Source organism: Pseudomonas sp. CH61 (genome assembly GCF_059429415.1).
Genome location: NZ_CM182098.1, coordinates 1,419,653 through 1,435,231, shown reverse-complemented (window position 1 = coordinate 1,435,231; position 15,579 = coordinate 1,419,653). Strand labels below are relative to the sequence as shown.

The 15,579-nt window shown below is 59.4% G+C and carries 16 protein-coding genes and 1 tRNA gene; 8 read left to right on the top strand and 9 right to left on the bottom strand.

Going from position 1 to position 15,579, the window contains the following annotated elements; all coding sequences use genetic code 11:
• Positions 1-5: 5 nt before the first annotated feature.
• On the bottom strand, positions 6-2,021 hold the full coding sequence (gene uvrB, locus AC5SEM_RS06350) for an excinuclease ABC subunit UvrB (protein ID WP_007913411.1): 2,016 nt from the start codon (positions 2,019-2,021) through the stop codon (positions 6-8).
• A gap of 337 nt (positions 2,022-2,358) precedes the next feature.
• Here uvrB and AC5SEM_RS06345 point away from each other — a divergent pair, with 337 nt between their 5' ends.
• Both AC5SEM_RS06345 and AC5SEM_RS06340 read left to right on the top strand, forming a co-directional pair.
• Positions 2,359-3,555 (top strand): amino acid aminotransferase, encoded by a 1,197-nt coding sequence (locus tag AC5SEM_RS06345; RefSeq protein WP_077571911.1) that lies wholly within the window; start codon positions 2,359-2,361, stop codon positions 3,553-3,555.
• A 227-nt stretch (positions 3,556-3,782) separates the two neighbouring features.
• On the top strand, positions 3,783-3,983 hold the full coding sequence (locus tag AC5SEM_RS06340; protein WP_053118898.1) for a hypothetical protein: 201 nt from the start codon (positions 3,783-3,785) through the stop codon (positions 3,981-3,983).
• On the opposite strand, the gene AC5SEM_RS06335 is transcribed toward AC5SEM_RS06340, so the two are convergent.
• On the bottom strand, positions 3,980-4,210 hold the full coding sequence (locus tag AC5SEM_RS06335; protein WP_077571910.1) for a hypothetical protein: 231 nt from the start codon (positions 4,208-4,210) through the stop codon (positions 3,980-3,982). The genes AC5SEM_RS06340 and AC5SEM_RS06335 overlap by 4 nt on opposite strands.
• Before the next feature lie 219 nt (positions 4,211-4,429).
• On the opposite strand from AC5SEM_RS06335, the gene AC5SEM_RS06330 reads away from it, so the two are divergent.
• Positions 4,430-4,505, top strand: a tRNA-Asn gene (locus tag AC5SEM_RS06330).
• Between the two features lie 199 nt (positions 4,506-4,704).
• On the opposite strand, the gene AC5SEM_RS06325 is transcribed toward AC5SEM_RS06330, so the two are convergent.
• A complete protein-coding gene (locus tag AC5SEM_RS06325) occupies positions 4,705-6,228 on the bottom strand; it encodes a nucleobase:cation symporter-2 family protein (protein WP_007913403.1) in 1,524 nt (507 codons plus the stop codon).
• A 254-nt stretch (positions 6,229-6,482) separates the two neighbouring features.
• On the opposite strand from AC5SEM_RS06325, the gene AC5SEM_RS06320 reads away from it, so the two are divergent.
• The gene (locus AC5SEM_RS06320) at positions 6,483-6,767 is read left to right on the top strand and encodes a BrnT family toxin (RefSeq protein WP_495472410.1); all 285 of its coding nucleotides are present in this window, start codon (positions 6,483-6,485) and stop codon (positions 6,765-6,767) included.
• A 3-nt stretch (positions 6,768-6,770) separates the two neighbouring features.
• Entirely contained in the window at positions 6,771-7,097 is a 327-nt protein-coding gene (locus AC5SEM_RS06315) for a BrnA antitoxin family protein (protein WP_137218010.1), read from the top strand.
• Here the strand turns inward: AC5SEM_RS06315 and AC5SEM_RS06310 are convergent.
• Entirely contained in the window at positions 7,094-7,927 is an 834-nt protein-coding gene (locus AC5SEM_RS06310) for an arylamine N-acetyltransferase family protein (RefSeq protein WP_495472409.1), read from the bottom strand. The genes AC5SEM_RS06315 and AC5SEM_RS06310 overlap by 4 nt on opposite strands.
• A gap of 101 nt (positions 7,928-8,028) precedes the next feature.
• The gene (gene xth / locus AC5SEM_RS06305; protein WP_095123361.1) at positions 8,029-8,823 is read right to left on the bottom strand and encodes an exodeoxyribonuclease III; all 795 of its coding nucleotides are present in this window, start codon (positions 8,821-8,823) and stop codon (positions 8,029-8,031) included.
• 129 nt (positions 8,824-8,952) lie between these two features.
• On the opposite strand from xth, the gene AC5SEM_RS06300 reads away from it, so the two are divergent.
• Positions 8,953-9,534 carry a GNAT family N-acetyltransferase gene (locus tag AC5SEM_RS06300; protein ID WP_495472408.1) on the top strand — a complete coding sequence of 194 codons (582 nt, stop codon included), beginning with the start codon at positions 8,953-8,955 and terminating at the stop codon, positions 9,532-9,534.
• 5 nt (positions 9,535-9,539) lie between these two features.
• Here AC5SEM_RS06300 and AC5SEM_RS06295 read toward each other — a convergent pair whose 3' ends face one another.
• The 4 genes from AC5SEM_RS06295 to AC5SEM_RS06280 form a co-directional block, all read right to left on the bottom strand.
• Entirely contained in the window at positions 9,540-10,988 is a 1,449-nt protein-coding gene (locus AC5SEM_RS06295) for a mechanosensitive ion channel domain-containing protein (protein WP_495472407.1), read from the bottom strand.
• Between the two features lie 218 nt (positions 10,989-11,206).
• Positions 11,207-11,833, bottom strand: a complete 627-nt coding sequence (gene ycaC, locus AC5SEM_RS06290; protein WP_495472406.1) for an isochorismate family cysteine hydrolase YcaC — start codon at positions 11,831-11,833, stop codon at positions 11,207-11,209.
• A 57-nt stretch (positions 11,834-11,890) separates the two neighbouring features.
• Positions 11,891-12,574: an isochorismatase family protein gene (locus tag AC5SEM_RS06285; protein ID WP_495472405.1), complete on the bottom strand. Its 684-nt coding sequence runs from the start codon at positions 12,572-12,574 to the stop codon at positions 11,891-11,893.
• 86 nt (positions 12,575-12,660) lie between these two features.
• Positions 12,661-13,527, bottom strand: coding sequence for a pirin family protein (locus tag AC5SEM_RS06280; protein ID WP_077571902.1), 867 nt, complete (start codon positions 13,525-13,527; stop codon positions 12,661-12,663).
• Between the two features lie 105 nt (positions 13,528-13,632).
• Between AC5SEM_RS06280 and AC5SEM_RS06275 the strand changes: the two genes are divergently transcribed.
• Entirely contained in the window at positions 13,633-14,541 is a 909-nt protein-coding gene (locus AC5SEM_RS06275; RefSeq protein WP_077571901.1) for a LysR substrate-binding domain-containing protein, read from the top strand.
• Between the two features lie 218 nt (positions 14,542-14,759).
• Positions 14,760-15,563, top strand: coding sequence for a 2,5-didehydrogluconate reductase DkgB (gene dkgB, locus AC5SEM_RS06270; RefSeq protein ID WP_495472404.1), 804 nt, complete (start codon positions 14,760-14,762; stop codon positions 15,561-15,563).
• Positions 15,564-15,579 lie beyond the last annotated feature (16 nt).

Here is a 15,579-nt window from a genome sequence, read left to right as displayed (position 1 = left end):
GAAGATCAAACTGCCAAAAGCCGCTCGCGCAGTTTGGCAATCTCGTCACGCATCTGCGCCGCCGCTTCAAACTCCAGATCCCGCGCCAACTGATACATCTTCTCTTCCAGCGCACGAATACGCTTGGTGATCTCACTCGGCGAGCGCAGTTCGGCTTCGTACTTGGCGTTCTCCTCGGCGGCTTTGGCCATGCCTTTGCGCTTCTTGCTGCGCGAGCCCGGCACGGTGGCGCCTTCCATGATGTCGGCGACGTCCTTGATCACACCGCGCGGGGTGATGCCGTTTTCCAGGTTGAAGGCAATTTGCTTGTCACGACGACGCTCGGTTTCACCAATCGCCCGCTCCATCGAACCAGTCATGCGATCGGCATATAGAATCGCCCGACCATTGAGGTTACGCGCCGCGCGGCCGATGGTCTGAATCAGCGAACGCTCGGAGCGCAGGAAACCTTCCTTGTCCGCATCAAGAATCGCCACCAGCGACACTTCCGGCATGTCCAGGCCTTCACGCAGCAGGTTGATCCCGACCAGCACGTCAAAGGTGCCGAGGCGCAGGTCACGGATGATTTCCACGCGCTCGACGGTGTCGATGTCCGAGTGCAGATAACGCACACGCACGCCGTGGTCGGCGAGGTAATCGGTGAGATCTTCGGCCATGCGTTTGGTCAGCGTGGTGACCAGCACCCGCTCCTCGACCGCCACGCGTTTGCTGATTTCAGAGAGCAGATCGTCGACCTGAGTCAGCGCCGGGCGCACTTCAACCTGCGGGTCGACCAGACCGGTCGGCCGCACCACTTGCTCGACCACCCGCCCGGCGTGCTCGGCTTCGTAATTGCCCGGGGTCGCCGAGACAAAAATGGTCTGCGGGCTGACCCCTTCCCACTCGTCAAAACGCATTGGCCGGTTGTCCAGCGCTGACGGCAGACGGAAGCCATATTCAACGAGGGTTTCCTTACGCGAACGGTCGCCCTTATACATCGCGCCGACCTGCGGCACGCTGACGTGGGATTCGTCGATCACCAGCAAGGCATCCGCCGGCAGGTAATCGTAAAGGGTTGGCGGCGCGGCACCGGCCGGACGTCCAGACAGATAGCGCGAGTAGTTTTCAATGCCGTTGCAGTAACCCAGCTCGAGGATCATTTCCAGGTCGAAACGGGTGCGCTGCTCCAGCCGCTGGGCTTCGACCAGTTTATTGTTGCTGCGCAGGTATTCGAGGCGTTCCTGCAGTTCGACCTTGATGTGTTCGATGGCGTCGAGCAGGGTTTCCCGTGGCGTCACATAGTGGCTCTTCGGGTAGAAGGTGAAGCGCGGCATCTTGCGGATGACTTCACCGGTCAGCGGGTCGAACGCGGAAATACTTTCAACTTCGTCATCGAACAATTCGATGCGGATCGCTTCCAGATCGGATTCCGCCGGGTAAATGTCGATCACATCGCCGCGCACACGGAAGGTCGCACGGGCAAAATCCATGTCGTTGCGGGTGTATTGCAGGTCAGCCAAACGCCGCAGCAGTGCGCGCTGATCGAGCTTGTCGCCGCGATCAACGTGCAAGACCATTTTCAAATAGGTCTCCGGGCTACCCAGACCGTAGATGCACGACACCGTGGTGACGATGATCGCGTCCTTGCGCTCCAGCAACGCTTTGGTCGCGGACAGGCGCATCTGCTCGATGTGGTCGTTGATCGACGCATCCTTCTCGATGAAGGTGTCGGACGACGGCACATAGGCTTCGGGCTGGTAGTAGTCGTAGTAGGAAACGAAGTATTCGACGGCGTTGTTCGGGAAGAACGCCTTGAACTCACCGTACAACTGCGCGGCGAGGGTTTTGTTCGGCGCCAGCACCAGCGTCGGCCGTTGAATCTGCGAGATGACATTGGCGATGCTGAAGGTCTTGCCCGAGCCGGTCACACCGAGCAGCGTCTGGTGCGCCAGCCCGGCTTCGATGCCCTCCACCAATTGGCGGATGGCTTCCGGCTGATCGCCGGCGGGCTCAAAGCGGGTGACGAGCTGGAATTCGGACATATACACCTCTGGGATCGCGGCATTCCGAGCAAAGCGGAGTACCACGGGGACGACCGCAAACGACCGGTGTCGCGCAAGAAAAAACCTGGATTGTGCTCAATGTGGTGGCGATCGCCTCACCTTTCAAGGCAAACGTCCTACATCCGGTAAAGACTCTGACACGCGCAGTCGACTAACGGTCAAGAAATAATAGGAAAAACTTACCCGAAAAGCCCAATCGCCTGTCGCCATTGCTCAGTAATGGCCTCTATACTAGCTCCCCGTTTGTGCACCGCTCTAGTGCATCCGGCTGGAGCGCGACACGTCCCTCCATTCTCCATTCAGAGCCGCCGCAATAATGAGCCTGTTCTCCGCTGTCGAAATGGCACCCCGCGATCCAATCCTGGGCCTCAACGAAGCATTCAACGCCGATACCCGGACCACCAAGGTCAACCTGGGCGTGGGTGTGTATTGCAACGAAGAGGGGCGAATTCCACTTCTGCGCGCCGTGATCGAAGCCGAAACCGTTCGCGCCGCTCAACACGCTTCGCGCGGTTACCTGCCGATCGATGGCATCGCTGCCTACGACCAGGCCGTGCAAAAGCTGCTGTTCGGTAACGACTCGCCGCTGATCAGCGCCGGTCGCGTCATCACCACTCAGGCTGTCGGCGGTACCGGCGCACTGAAAATCGGTGCCGACTTCCTCAAGCAGCTGCTGCCTAACGCCGTTGTGGCAATCAGCGACCCGAGCTGGGAAAACCACCGCGCGCTGTTCGAAACCGCCGGTTTCCCGGTGCAGAACTACCGTTACTACGACGCCGCCACCCACGACGTTAACCGTGCCGGCATGCTCGAAGACCTCAACGCCCTGCCGAACGGCTCGATCGTTATCCTCCACGCGTGCTGCCACAACCCGACCGGCGTCGACCTGACCCCGGCGGACTGGAACAACGTGCTGGAAGTGGTCAAGGCCAAAGGTCACGTGCCGTTCCTCGACATGGCTTACCAGGGTTTTGGCGACGGCATCGATGAAGACGCCGCTGCCGTGCGCCTGTTCGCTGAGTCCGGCCTGACCTTCTTCGTCTCGAGCTCGTTCTCCAAATCGTTCTCGCTGTACGGCGAGCGCGTTGGCGCCCTGTCGATCATCAGCGAATCGAAAGAAGAAAGCGCGCGCGTGCTGTCGCAAGTCAAACGCGTGATCCGCACCAACTACTCCAACCCGCCGACTCACGGTGCCAGCATCGTCGCCGCTGTGCTGAACAGCCCGGAACTGCGCGCGCAGTGGGAAGCGGAACTGGCTGAAATGCGTCTGCGCATTCGCGGCATGCGTGAGCAGATGGTTGCCCTGCTGGCCGAGAAAGCCCCGGGCCGCGACTTCAGCTTCGTCGGTCGTCAGCGCGGCATGTTCTCCTACTCTGGCCTGACCACTGAGCAAGTGCATCGCCTGCGTAACGAGTTCGGCATCTACGCCCTGGACACCGGCCGCATCTGCGTGGCCGCGCTGAACCAGAGCAACATCAAGGCTGTGACGGATGCGATTGTTCAGGTCATCTGATTTCAGCGCGTGATGAAAAACGGGAAGCCTTGGGGCTTCCCGTTTTTTATTTGTCCGAAGGAATGCAACATTCCCTCTAAACTGCACACAAATCCAATTGTGGGAGCGAGCCTGCTCGCGAATACGGTTTGTCAGCCAACAATGATGGCGACTGACCCACCGCATTCGCGAGCAGGCTCGCTCCCACATTAGTGATGAGTTAACCCAAGAATTCTGCGAGAACCCTAATGAAAAACGACAACCTGCGCGCCGACCGTGACGATCTGGATGATTTCATCCCTCGCGCCTCGGCCAAACGCGAAAAAAGCCTGGTGCTGCAAGTCGCCGCCGGTGTGTTCCTGGGTGGCCTGGTGTTGTGGCTGGTGCAACTGGCAGCCACCGCGGCCTACGCCAAACTGATGCTGGGCACTATTACCTTCGGCAGTTAAGCCAGTTCGCTCGCGCGCTGAGTCGCGGCATCGTCATAGACGACGTACAGCGATTCGGCGATCTGGCTTTTGATCGCCTTGGTGCTTTCCAGGCCGAGGACAAAACCTTCGGCCTTGCCGCCGGCGCGGTTCAATTCTTCAGCGGTGCCAGCCTGAGTGATTGCGTCGAAGAGTTTTTCGGCGTGTGGGCCGACGCCTTTGGGCAGGCTGATTTGCGCGATGCTCATGCGAACACCTCGTTGTTGCGGATTGAATGCTTCATGGCGCGTACCTTTTCGGCGAATGGCCGGCAGCGCGTGTCACCACTTCCGGGCGGCCATGGTAGACCTCTGCTACGGTTCTGGTAACCGCCAATCGCTGACAAACCACCGTCCGTCCCGAGAATTCACTCATTTTTGCAACCGATGCTTGACTTCTCTTTTTGAATCAGTAACATACGCACCAATTCCGCAATAGCTCAGTTGGTAGAGCAAATGACTGTTAATCATTGGGTCCCTGGTTCGAGTCCAGGTTGTGGAGCCAAATAGCAAAGCCCCTGAATCGCAAGATTCAGGGGCTTTTTTGTGGGCGCTCGAAAAGATCAGGTTCAGCGTTCATCCACAGAGTCGGCGGAGTATGAGATCTGTGTAGGAGCTGCCGAAGGCTGCGATCTTTTGATCTTGAAATGAAAAAGGGCCGATCTGTGTTTAACAGATCGGCCCTTTTTGTTTAGAGACAGCCGTCAGACGTGTTCGCTGCTCTTCACCTGCACCTTCGGCGCTCCGTGCCCATGATCGTGATCATCCGGCTCGATGACCGGCACTTCCTTGCCATCGCAGTCATGCAGCTTGCCATCGCTGAAGTAATCACCTTCACGCAGCGCTGCCAGATCGCGATAACGCAGAGTCCGCTCTTCCGCCGCCGCAAACACCGACTGCTGATCCGAGTTGCCCGCCGTGAAGTGGTTAAATGCCAGGTTGAGCAGGATCGCCATGATCGCCGACGAGCTGATGCCCGAGTGGAAAATGGTCGCGAACCAGCTCGGGAAATGATCGTAGAAGTTCGGCGCAGCAATCGGGATCATGCCGAAACCGATCGAGGTGGCGACGATGATCAGATTGACGTTGTTGCGGTAATCAACCTTCGACAGCGTGCGGATACCACTCGCCGCCACGGTGCCGAACAGCACGATACCGGCGCCGCCGAGTACCGAGGTCGGCACCGCCGCGATGACCCGGCCCATGAACGGCAGCAGGCCGAGGATCACCAGGAAGATACCGCCCGTAGCGACCACGTAACGGCTCTTGATCCCGGTGACCGCCACCAGCCCGACGTTCTGGGCGAAAGCGCTCTGGGTGAACGAACCGAAGATCGGCGCAAACATGCTCGACAGCATGTCCGCCCGCAGGCCGTTGCCCAGACGCTTGGAATCGACCTTGGTGCCGATGATTTCACCGACCGCGAGAATGTCTGCGGACGTTTCCACCAGGGTCACCATGACCACGATGCACATCGACAGGATCGCGGCGAAGTGGAAGGTTGGCATACCGAAGTGGAACGGCGTCGGGAAGCCGAACATCGGCCCGGTGGTGACGCTGGAGAAGTCCGCCATGCCGAGGAACACCGCCAGCACCGTGCCGATCACCATGGCCAACAGAATCGACAGACGCGAGATGGTCGAGCTGCCGACCTTGCTCAGCAGCAGCACCAATACCAGCGTGACCGCCGCCAGACCGATGTTCTGCATGCTGCCGAAGTCCGGCGCATGGCTGTTGCCGCCCATCGCCCAGCGTGCGGCCACCGGCATCAGCGTCAGGCCGATGGTGGTGATCACAATGCCGGTAACCAATGGCGGGAAGAACTTGGTGATCCGCGAGAACACCGGTGTGATCAATAAGCCTATCAAGGACGCCGCAATCACTGCGCCGAGCACCGACTGGAAGCCGCCCTCCCCGCCACTGCTGACGATTGCGACCATGGTCGCCACACCGGAGAACGACACACCCTGTACCAGCGGCAACTGACAGCCAAAAAACGGTAGACCCAGGGTTTGCAGCAGCGTCGCCAGCCCCCCCGCAAACAATGAAGCAGCAATCAGCAAACCGATGTCCGCCGGCGACAGGCCGGCCGCCTGGCCGATGATCAGTGGCACCGCAACGATACCGCCGTACATGGTCAGAACATGTTGCAGGCCGTAAGCCATATTCGCGCCGACCCCGAGATTTTCGTCCTCGGGCCGTTGGTGTGAAACATGGGGCGTTTTCATGGTGGGGGGTTCCCTGGTTTTTGTTATGCGCACACTGTATTCAATACTCACGACAAATGTCCATAGAGTTGTATACAACTTATCAGTCACATAATGGATAGGTAGCCACCCAACCTTCTATCCCGCCGCTTGCATCCCCCACAAATCCGGCAACACATGCGCTTCTGTGTCTGCGCCAACGCCCACTAGGCTGAAGTGTTCATGGCGACCAGCGGCGCGGTCGCACTCTTTTTTATACATATAAAGTATGCATAATGAAGTCATTCACTATTCAGTACGACAAAAGCAAGAACGCAGCCAACAAACTCAAGCACAAAGGCGTCAGCCTCGCCGAAACTGAACCGGTCTTGCACGACGAACGAGCACTGACGGTCGAGGACAACGACCATGACGAACAGCACTGGATCACTATTGGCCTCAACGGCAAAGGGCGCTTGTTGGTCGTTGCTTACAGTTACCGGGATGCGAATGTCGTTCGAATCATTTCTGCACGTGTCGCCACACCCAGCGAACGTTGCGCTTATTTTCTGGAGGCTTGACCGATGAAAGACGAATATGACTTCTCTCAGGGCAAACGCGGTGCAGTGGCGCCCAACAAGGGTAAAACGCGCATTACCATCATGCTGGATGACGCCGTCATCGAAGCGGCGCGTACGGCCGCGGAGAGCGAAGGGTTCGGTTATCAGACGGTAATCAATAACACCCTGCGTCATGCCCTGCTCGATGCGATTGCAAAACCGGAGCAAGTCGAATCGAGCGGCCAATTCAAGAAAGGTATCACCGCCGCCGATCTCAAAAGCCTCGAGAAAAAACTGTCGGCAGCGGTCGGGGAAATCCGCCGAGTGCTGGAGCCAGACGCCAAGCCCTAGCCAGACACGGGCTCGATCATCCGCGCCAGAGACTGCCGAGTGTGGGGTAGATCCGGCAGGTGCAGAGCAAATTCGCGCGCCAGCAACTCAATCAGCTCATCGACCTGCGTCACTTCGCGCCGCTCACTATTGGCACCCATGCGATGGACGGCGAAGCTGCCGTTGTTCAGCGTCTTGCGCCAGCCCTCCCCGGTGCGCGCGACCATCAGGCGCTGACTGAACGGTGACTCAGGATGTGTCGAGACGTACCAGTTGCCAATGGTGTAATCGATGTCTTCCTGGCGTTGCAGATCGAACAGGTACATCGATCGCCACTCCCCCGCCACCTTGGCCTGCAGCATGTAGCCGTCGACCTGTTTTTCGATGCGATAAGGTTCGTGAGGGGTCGCTTGCTCGGCTTCGGTGTCGAGGAGCAGCGGCGCGGTCGGGACCATGCCACCGAAGCCGACATCGCTGATGTAACGCACGTCGTCGATGGTCAACAGACTCAAGCGGTGGGTGCGCGCTGTCCAGTTGCCTTCGGGCTGATTCATCACCACGCGCCCGCTGATAGCGCGTGCGTCGAAGCCCAGTTCAAGCAACAAGGCAAAGAACAGGTTGTTGAGTTCGTAGCAGTAACCACCACGGCCACCGACGAGGATTTTTTCTTCGATGGACGGCAGGTCGATCAACACCGGCGCCCCGCTAATCGTCGCCAGGTTCTCGAAAGGAAACACGCCGGTGTGGCGCAATTGCAGCAGTCGCAGGGTGTCCAGTGTCGGCTCCGGTGGCGCTTCAAAACCGAGACGTTGCAGGTACAACTTCAGATTCGTCAGGCGAGGCTCACTCATTGCTCGGTCCTTATGCATGGGGCCGCAGTTCACTGCGTTGATGGTCGCCATGTATACGGGATCGGGCACTGGTTCCGACAATTGATTTCGCCAATCGCCCGCTAGCGTTTTTTCCGTGAACCGATACGGATCCACGTCGGCGCATGGTCACTGGCGTGGGGTTCGTTGCGCACCCAGGCGTCTACCCCGGCCTCGTGCAAATACGGACTCAGCGCCGGATTGAGCAGTAGATGATCGATGCGCAAACCGGAATTGGTTTGCCAGTGCTGGCGGAAGTAATCCCAGAACGTATAGAGGCGATCCTCGGGATACAAATGCCGCAGCGAATCGGTCCAGCCCTGATCGAGCAAGCGTTGATAACACTCGCGGCTTTCGGGTTGCAGCAGCGCATCCTTGAGCCACGAGCGGGTGTTGTAGATGTCCATGTCAGTGGGCACAACGTTGTAGTCACCCGCCAGCACCACCGGGTGATCGCTGCTTTGCAAGTCTTTCGCATAGTTGATCAGTCGCTCGAACCAGGCCAGTTTGTAATCGAATTTCGGACCCGGTTGCGGGTTGCCATTCGGCAGGTACAGACACCCGACCAACACCCCATGCACCGCCGCTTCCAGATAACGACTGTGCTTGTCGTCGGGATCGCCGGGCAAACCGCGCCGACTCTCCAGCGGTTGCGCGTCACGGGCAAGAATCGCCACGCCGTTCCACGCGGCTTGTCCCTGCCAGATTGCGCCGTAACCGGCGGCTTCCAGTTCGGCGGCGGGGAACGCCGTGTCGACAGATTTGAGTTCTTGCAGGCAGGCGATGTCCGGTTGCTCGCGCTTGAGCCAATCCAGCAGATTCGGCAAACGAGCGCGTAAACCGTTGACGTTGTAGGTGGCGATCCGCAGGTTTTTCATCAACTGAGGCTCCTGCCCATGGGCTGTGAAAACTGTGACCTCGTGAACATCGTGGCGGTTGCATCGGATCCACCCGATGCGGCGTAATAGGCCCTCGCCATTCGCCCGCTCCGCCGAGACCTGATCCCCATGAAAACCACGCTGCAAGGTCAGCGCATTCTCCTGCGCCCGCTTGAGTATTCAGATGCCGCCGCCCTGCTCCATGCGGCCGCTGACGGCGAATTGTGGAACCTCACCGTCACCGTGGTGCCTTCGGCCAGCACGGTCGACAGCTACCTGAAAAAAGCCCTCGATGGCCGTGATGCCGACACGGTGATGCCGTTCGTGATCGTGTTGAAAGATAGCGGCCAAGTCATCGGCTCCACGCGTTTCTGGAAGATCGACCCGCTCAATCGCAAGCTGGAAATCGGCAGCAGCTGGATCGCGGCGAGCTGGCAGAAATCCTTCGTCAACACCGAAGCCAAGTACCTGATGCTGCGTCACGCCTTCGAAGTCCTCGGTTGCGTGCGCGTGCAGTTCACCACCGACGAGAACAACCAGAAGTCGCGCAACGCGATTCTGCGTCTCGGCGCACAGCAGGAAGGCATCGTCCGCCACGAACGAATAATGCCGGACGGGCGCAAGCGCAACTCGGTGCGTTTCAGCATCATCGACGACGAGTGGCCGCAGGTGCGCTTGCATCTGGAGCAGAAACTCGCCGCCTACGCGTAAAACATTCAGGTACGATTGCGCAGCCATTGCAGAAAGCCTTTTTTCGGTGCGACCACCGGCGTTTCCTCGGTCAGCGATTGCGCCTTGTGCAGGCGATAATCGAGCAAGGCTTGCATCGCATCGTTGATGTCGTGGCGGGCGTCGAGGCACGGCTTGAGGTAGGACTTTTCGATGCGGTACAGCACGCAAAAGGTTTTCGCCGAAAAGTCCGCAGGCAGCGAGGTATCGGCAAGAATCCCGGCCTCGCCGATGACCTCGCCCGGCCCCATGCGCCCGGATTCGAACGGCGTGCCGTGACGCTTCAACGTCACCGACACCACACCGGACTCAATAATGAACAGATGATCGCTGACCTCGCCGCCCGCGAGAATGACTTCGCCGGCACGGAAGGTTTGCAGGTTCATGTTCTGGCTGAAAGTGTCTTTCTCCTCCTGACGCAGGGTCGAGAAAATCGGCGAACTGTCGAGCAGTGCCCGTGGCCGCGACAGGTTAAGGTTAGTCGGCGCGCTGCTTTCATCACTCGACAGCAGATTGACCCCGGACGCCTGCAAATGCCGATACGCCAGGTCGAACAGCTGATTGCGCACCACGCGCTTCTCGCCCATGGATGCAACGAATCCACTGATTTCGTATTCCGCACCGCTGCTGCCTGAGCTTTTCAGTGCGACGCTCGGTGCAGGTGTGTCGAGCAACTGGCGACAGCCCTGCATCGCCCGCTCCAGCGCATCGATCACCGAATTGGGCCGCGCATGCGGGCTGACCTGCACGCTGACTGCGACGCCGAACATATTGCTCGGCCGACTGAAGTTGATGATCTTCGCCTTGGCCGCCAGCGAGTTGGGAATCACCGCCATGCTGCCCTGACTGGTCTGCAGGCGCGTGGCGCGCCAGTCGATGTCGGTGACCCGGCCTTCGGTGCCGTCGATGGAAATCCAGTCATCCAGTTGATACGGCTTGGTGGTGTTGAGGACGATCCCGGAGAACACATCGCTGAGCGTGCTCTGCAAGGCCAGACCGACGATGATCGCCAACGCGCCAGACGTCGCCAGCACGCCTTTGACCGGCAGATCCAGCACATAGGCCAGCGCCGCGATGATCGCGATAAGGAAAATCACCGCGCCGAGCAAGTCCTGCAACAGCCGCCCGGTGTGGCCGACCCGCTGCATCATCACCGCGCCGATCAACACCGTCAGAGTGCGCGCACCGAACAGCCACCAGCCAATCTGCAACCCGGTCGCCGCCAAATGCAGCGGCACGTTGTCGGCCCACGGTGCGGGCTCCATCGGGTTGAGGCCTTCGTTGAACAGCAGCACGCTGAACAGAGTGAAAATCAGCACCCGCACCAGCAGTTTCCACTCGCTGCCATGGGAGCTGATCAAGCGCCATAACCCAAGATCGAGGAGGATCAGGATCAGCGCGCAAAACAACGGATGTTCAGTGAGCAGAGACAGCATCAAACAACTCCGACGGGGGCCAATCGCGAGAAGATCGCACAGATTGAGCAAGTGTAGGAGCAATTGATTTCAGAGCATGAACGCCCACGCAAAAACATCGCAAAACCCATGTAGGAGTGAGCCTGCTCGCGATGGCGGGGTATCAGTCGAAATCTCTTTGACTGACCCACCGCTATCGCGAGCAGGCTCACTCCTACAGTTATTGCACAGGACTTGGGTTATTTACCGTTAGTCAGGGTGCTGTAGCTGGTCATCAGGTTGCGGTAGTCCGGGATGTGGTTGGAGAACAGCGTGCCCAGCCCTTCGATGTCGTTGCGCCAGTCGCGATGCAGTTCGCAGGCCAGCCCGAACCAGGTCATCAATTGCGCGCCGGCCGAGGACATGCGATTCCACGCCGATTCGCGGGTCAGTTCGTTGAACGTGCCCGAGGCATCGGTGACCACGAACACATCAAAACCTTCCTCTATCGCCGACAGTGCCGGGAACGCCACGCAAACTTCGGTCACCACACCAGCAATGATCAACTGCTTCTTGCCAGTCGCCTTGATCGCCTTGACGAAATCCTCGTTGTCCCAGGCGTTGATCTGCCCCGGACGGGCAATGTATGGCGCCTCGGGAAACAGTGCCTTGAGTTCCGGCACCAGCGGGCCATTCGGGCCGGTTTCAAAACTGGTGGTGAGGATCGTTGGCAGTTTGAAGTACTTGGCCAGATCGGCCAGCGCCAGCACGTTGTTCTTGAATTTGTCCGGATCGATGTCGCGCACCAGCGACAGCAGCCCGGCCTGATGGTCGACCAGCAGCACCGCAGCGTTGTTCTTGTCCAGACGTTTGTATTGAGTGGTCATTGCAGTAATCCTCGCGGGTGGTAGAGGCCGACCGGTGGTCGGCCTCAGGAGACTCGATCAGCGCTGGGAATCCAGCACTTCGTGTTCGTTCGCGACTTGCTGAGCCTTGAGGTAGCTCTCGATCAGCAATTGATAATGCGGCATGGCCTGGGCGTAGACGGCCGCCCACTGCTCGGCATCGGGACGGTTCCACGACCCTTGCAGCTCGGAAAGCGTAGCCATGATGTCGATCGGCACCACCCCGGCTTGGGCCAAACGGGCAACGGTCAGATCAGTGGCGAGTTTCGAGTGATTACCGGACGCGTCGACCACGGCAAACACCCTGTAGCCTTCGTGCACGGCGGCGATCGACGGGAACGCCAGGCAAACGCTGGTCAGGGTGCCGGCGATCACCAACGTCTTCTTGCCAGTAGCTTTGACCGCTGCGTGAAATTCCGGATTGTCCCAGGCATTGATTTCGCCTTTGCGCGCCACGTATTGCGCATGCGGCGCCGCTTCGTGAATCTCCGGGATCAACGGCCCGTTCGGCCCTTGCGGCACGGAGGCGGTGGTGATTACCGGCATCTTCAACAGGGTCGCGGCTTTGGCCAGTGCGATGGCATTGGCGCGCAGTTGCGGCACGTCCATGTCCTTGACGATCTGGAACAGACCGCTCTGGTGGTCGATCAGCAGCATCGCTGCGTCGCTGGCATCGATGGTCGGTTTCTGGCCGTCGAAGTTCGCTGCATTGACAATGTTCATGTGCGTTTCCTCTTTTCTATAGGCAACAGCCATCCCTGGCCTGCGAACCGGCCTACGCGTCCTGTGTAGAGCGGAGTGATGGTGCGTTAAGCGTGCATCTGGCCGAAGCGGCCGGACTGGAAGTCGGCGAAGGCCTGGTGGATTTCCTGCTCGGTGTTCATCACGAACGGGCCGTGGCCGACGATCGGTTCGTCGATCGGCTCGCCGCTGAGCAGCAACACCACGGCGTCCTGGCTGGCTTCGAGGGTCAGTTGCTGGCCGTCACGCTCGAACAGCGCCAATTGCCCTTCACGCACCGCTTCCACAGCGTTGACCTGCACCGAGCCTTTCAACACCACCAGCGCGGTGTTGCGGCCTTCATGCAAATCGAGCGTCAGCAACTTGCCGGCGTTCAGACGCAGATCCCACACGTCGATCGGTGTGAAGGTGCGCGACGGACCTTTGTGGCCATCGAATTCACCGGCGATCAGGCGCAGGCTGCCAGCGTTGTCCTTGAGCGCGATGCTCGGGATGTCGCTGTCGAGAATCGTCTGGTAACCCGGCGCGGCCATTTTGTCCTTGGCCGGCAGGTTGACCCACAACTGGACCATTTCCAGTTTGCCGCCGGTTCTGGCGAAGTTTTCCGAATGGAATTCCTCGTGGAGGATCCCGGAAGCGGCCGTCATCCATTGCACATCGCCCGGGCCGATCACTCCGCCGCTGCCGGTCGAGTCGCGGTGCTGCACTTCGCCTTCATAAACGATAGTCACGGTTTCGAAACCACGGTGCGGATGCTGACCAACGCCACGCCGTTCGCTGGTCGGGGTGAAATCGGCCGGGCCGGCGTGATCGAGCAGCAGAAACGGGCTGATGTGTTTGCCCAGGTTGTCGTAGGAAAACAGCGTGCGAACCGGGAAACCATCGCCGACCCAATGGCCGCGCGGGCTAGTGTAGATACCGATGATGTTTTTCATGGTTGTCTCCAATTTGGGTGAGTGACGCGATGGATTAAGCTTAAATCCATGGGCATTAATGCACTAGACTGCAAAAATCAGCCTTAGCGTTCTATCTGGAGAACGATGGTGGAAGACCTCAACACCCTCTACTACTTCACCCAAGTGGTCGAACACCACGGTTTCGCCGCCGCCGGGCGCGCACTGGACATGCCCAAATCGAAGCTCAGCCGGCGGATTTCCGAACTGGAAGAGCGCCTCGGCGTACGCCTGCTGCATCGCACCAGCCGCCATTGCTCGTTGACGGAAATCGGCCAGGCCTATTACCAGCGCTGCCTGGCCATGCGCGTCGAAGCCGAAAGCGCCGCCGAGCTGATCGAGCGCAATCGCTCGGAACCGCAAGGGCTGGTGCGCCTGAGTTGCCCGACGGCGCTGCTCAACTCCTGGGTCGGGCCGATGCTCACGCGCTACATGCTCAAGTACCCGTTGGTGGAGTTATTTATCGAGAGCACCAACCGCCGTGTCGATCTGCTGCACGAAGGCTTCGACATCGCCCTGCGCGTGCGCTTTCCGCCGCTGGAAAACACCGACATGGTCATGAAAGTGCTCGGCAACAGCATGCAATCGGTGGTCGGCAGCCCACAGTTTGTCGAACGCCTGTCATCACCGCCCTCGCCTGCTGACCTCAATGGCCTGCCGAGCCTGCATTGGGGCGCGGCGCAGCGTGAATATCAGTGGGAACTGCTTGGGCCGAATGACAACACGGCGCTGATTCGGCATACGCCGCGGATGGTCACCGATGACTTGATTGCCTTGCGTCAGGCGGTGATTGCCGGCGTTGGCGTGGCGCATCTGCCAAGCGTAGTCGTGCGAGAGGACATTGCCGCCGGACGCGTCGTGGAGCTGATTCCGGGGTGGGCACCGAAATGCGGGGTGGTGCATGCGATCTTTCCGTCGCGGCGCGGGTTGTTGCCGTCGGTACGGACGTTGATTGATTTTCTCGGGGAGGAGTTTGCCCACAGCGACATTGCCTGAATCGGCGGTGCGCCCTTCGCGAGCAAGCTCGCTCCCACATGAGCACGCATTCCAATGTGGGAGCGAGCCTGCTCGCGAAGAGGCCAGCCCCGACAACATAAGTCCTGAAAATGATTCATGACTTCTGATCAACAGTGCTTTGTCCCGCCAGCGGTTTTTCTCAACCATCCGGATGCGGATACTCCTGCTCATTCCCACTGCAACCCCTGGAGTCTTTCATGTCTGTTCCCGCTTTCGGCCTTGGCACGTTTCGCCTGCAAGGCCAGGTCGTCATTGACTCAGTGAGCACCGCCCTTGAACTCGGCTACCGGGTCATCGACACCGCGCAAATCTACGAAAACGAAGCTGATGTCGGCGCGGCCATTGCGGCCAGCGGCATCCCGCGCGACGAGCTGTTCATCACCAGCAAGATCTGGGTCGCCAACTTCGCCAAGGATCGCCTGATCGACAGCCTCAAGGACAGCCTGAAAAAACTGCAGACCAACTACCTCGACCTGACGCTGATTCACTGGCCATCGCCGGAAAACCAGGTACCGGTGGAAGAATTCATGGGCGCCCTGCTCGAAGCCAAACGCCTGGGCCTGACCCGGCAGATCGGTGTGTCCAACTTCACCATCGATTTGATGAAGCAGGCGATTGCGGCGGTCGGTGCCGACCACATCGCGACCAACCAGATCGAACTGCACCCGTACCTGCAAAACCGTAAAGTCGTCGAGTTTGCCCAGAGCCAAGGCATTCACATCACTTCGTACATGACCCTCGCTTACGGTGAAGTGCTGAAAGATCCGCTGATCCAGCAAATCGCCGAGCGCCTGCAGGCCACCCCGGCGCAAGTCACCCTGGCCTGGGCGATGCAGTCGGGCTATGCCGTGATTCCGTCGTCGACCAAACGTGACAACCTGCAAAGCAATCTTGCCGCCACCGCACTGACGCTAAGCGACGCCGACATGGCGCTGATTGCCACGCTGGATCGCGGCCATCGCCTGACCAGCCCCAAAGGCATCGCGCCAGACTGGGACTGATCCGGCGATAGTGCCC

Bases quoted from the DNA above. Each gene is read 5' to 3' on its own strand.
- uvrB (WP_007913411.1), bottom strand. From the start codon at position 2,021: ATGTCCGAATTCCAGCTCGTCACCCGCTTTGAGCCCGCCGGCGATCAG.
- AC5SEM_RS06345 (WP_077571911.1), top strand. From the start codon at position 2,359: ATGAGCCTGTTCTCCGCTGTCGAAATGGCACCCCGCGATCCAATCCTG.
- AC5SEM_RS06340 (WP_053118898.1), top strand. From the start codon at position 3,783: ATGAAAAACGACAACCTGCGCGCCGACCGTGACGATCTGGATGATTTC.
- AC5SEM_RS06335 (WP_077571910.1), bottom strand. From the start codon at position 4,210: ATGAGCATCGCGCAAATCAGCCTGCCCAAAGGCGTCGGCCCACACGCC.
- AC5SEM_RS06325 (WP_007913403.1), bottom strand. From the start codon at position 6,228: ATGAAAACGCCCCATGTTTCACACCAACGGCCCGAGGACGAAAATCTC.
- AC5SEM_RS06320 (WP_495472410.1), top strand. From the start codon at position 6,483: ATGAAGTCATTCACTATTCAGTACGACAAAAGCAAGAACGCAGCCAAC.
- AC5SEM_RS06315 (WP_137218010.1), top strand. From the start codon at position 6,771: ATGAAAGACGAATATGACTTCTCTCAGGGCAAACGCGGTGCAGTGGCG.
- AC5SEM_RS06310 (WP_495472409.1), bottom strand. From the start codon at position 7,927: ATGAGTGAGCCTCGCCTGACGAATCTGAAGTTGTACCTGCAACGTCTC.
- xth (WP_095123361.1), bottom strand. From the start codon at position 8,823: ATGAAAAACCTGCGGATCGCCACCTACAACGTCAACGGTTTACGCGCT.
- AC5SEM_RS06300 (WP_495472408.1), top strand. From the start codon at position 8,953: ATGAAAACCACGCTGCAAGGTCAGCGCATTCTCCTGCGCCCGCTTGAG.
- AC5SEM_RS06295 (WP_495472407.1), bottom strand. From the start codon at position 10,988: ATGCTGTCTCTGCTCACTGAACATCCGTTGTTTTGCGCGCTGATCCTG.
- ycaC (WP_495472406.1), bottom strand. From the start codon at position 11,833: ATGACCACTCAATACAAACGTCTGGACAAGAACAACGCTGCGGTGCTG.
- AC5SEM_RS06285 (WP_495472405.1), bottom strand. From the start codon at position 12,574: ATGAACATTGTCAATGCAGCGAACTTCGACGGCCAGAAACCGACCATC.
- AC5SEM_RS06280 (WP_077571902.1), bottom strand. From the start codon at position 13,527: ATGAAAAACATCATCGGTATCTACACTAGCCCGCGCGGCCATTGGGTC.
- AC5SEM_RS06275 (WP_077571901.1), top strand. From the start codon at position 13,633: ATGGTGGAAGACCTCAACACCCTCTACTACTTCACCCAAGTGGTCGAA.
- dkgB (WP_495472404.1), top strand. From the start codon at position 14,760: ATGTCTGTTCCCGCTTTCGGCCTTGGCACGTTTCGCCTGCAAGGCCAG.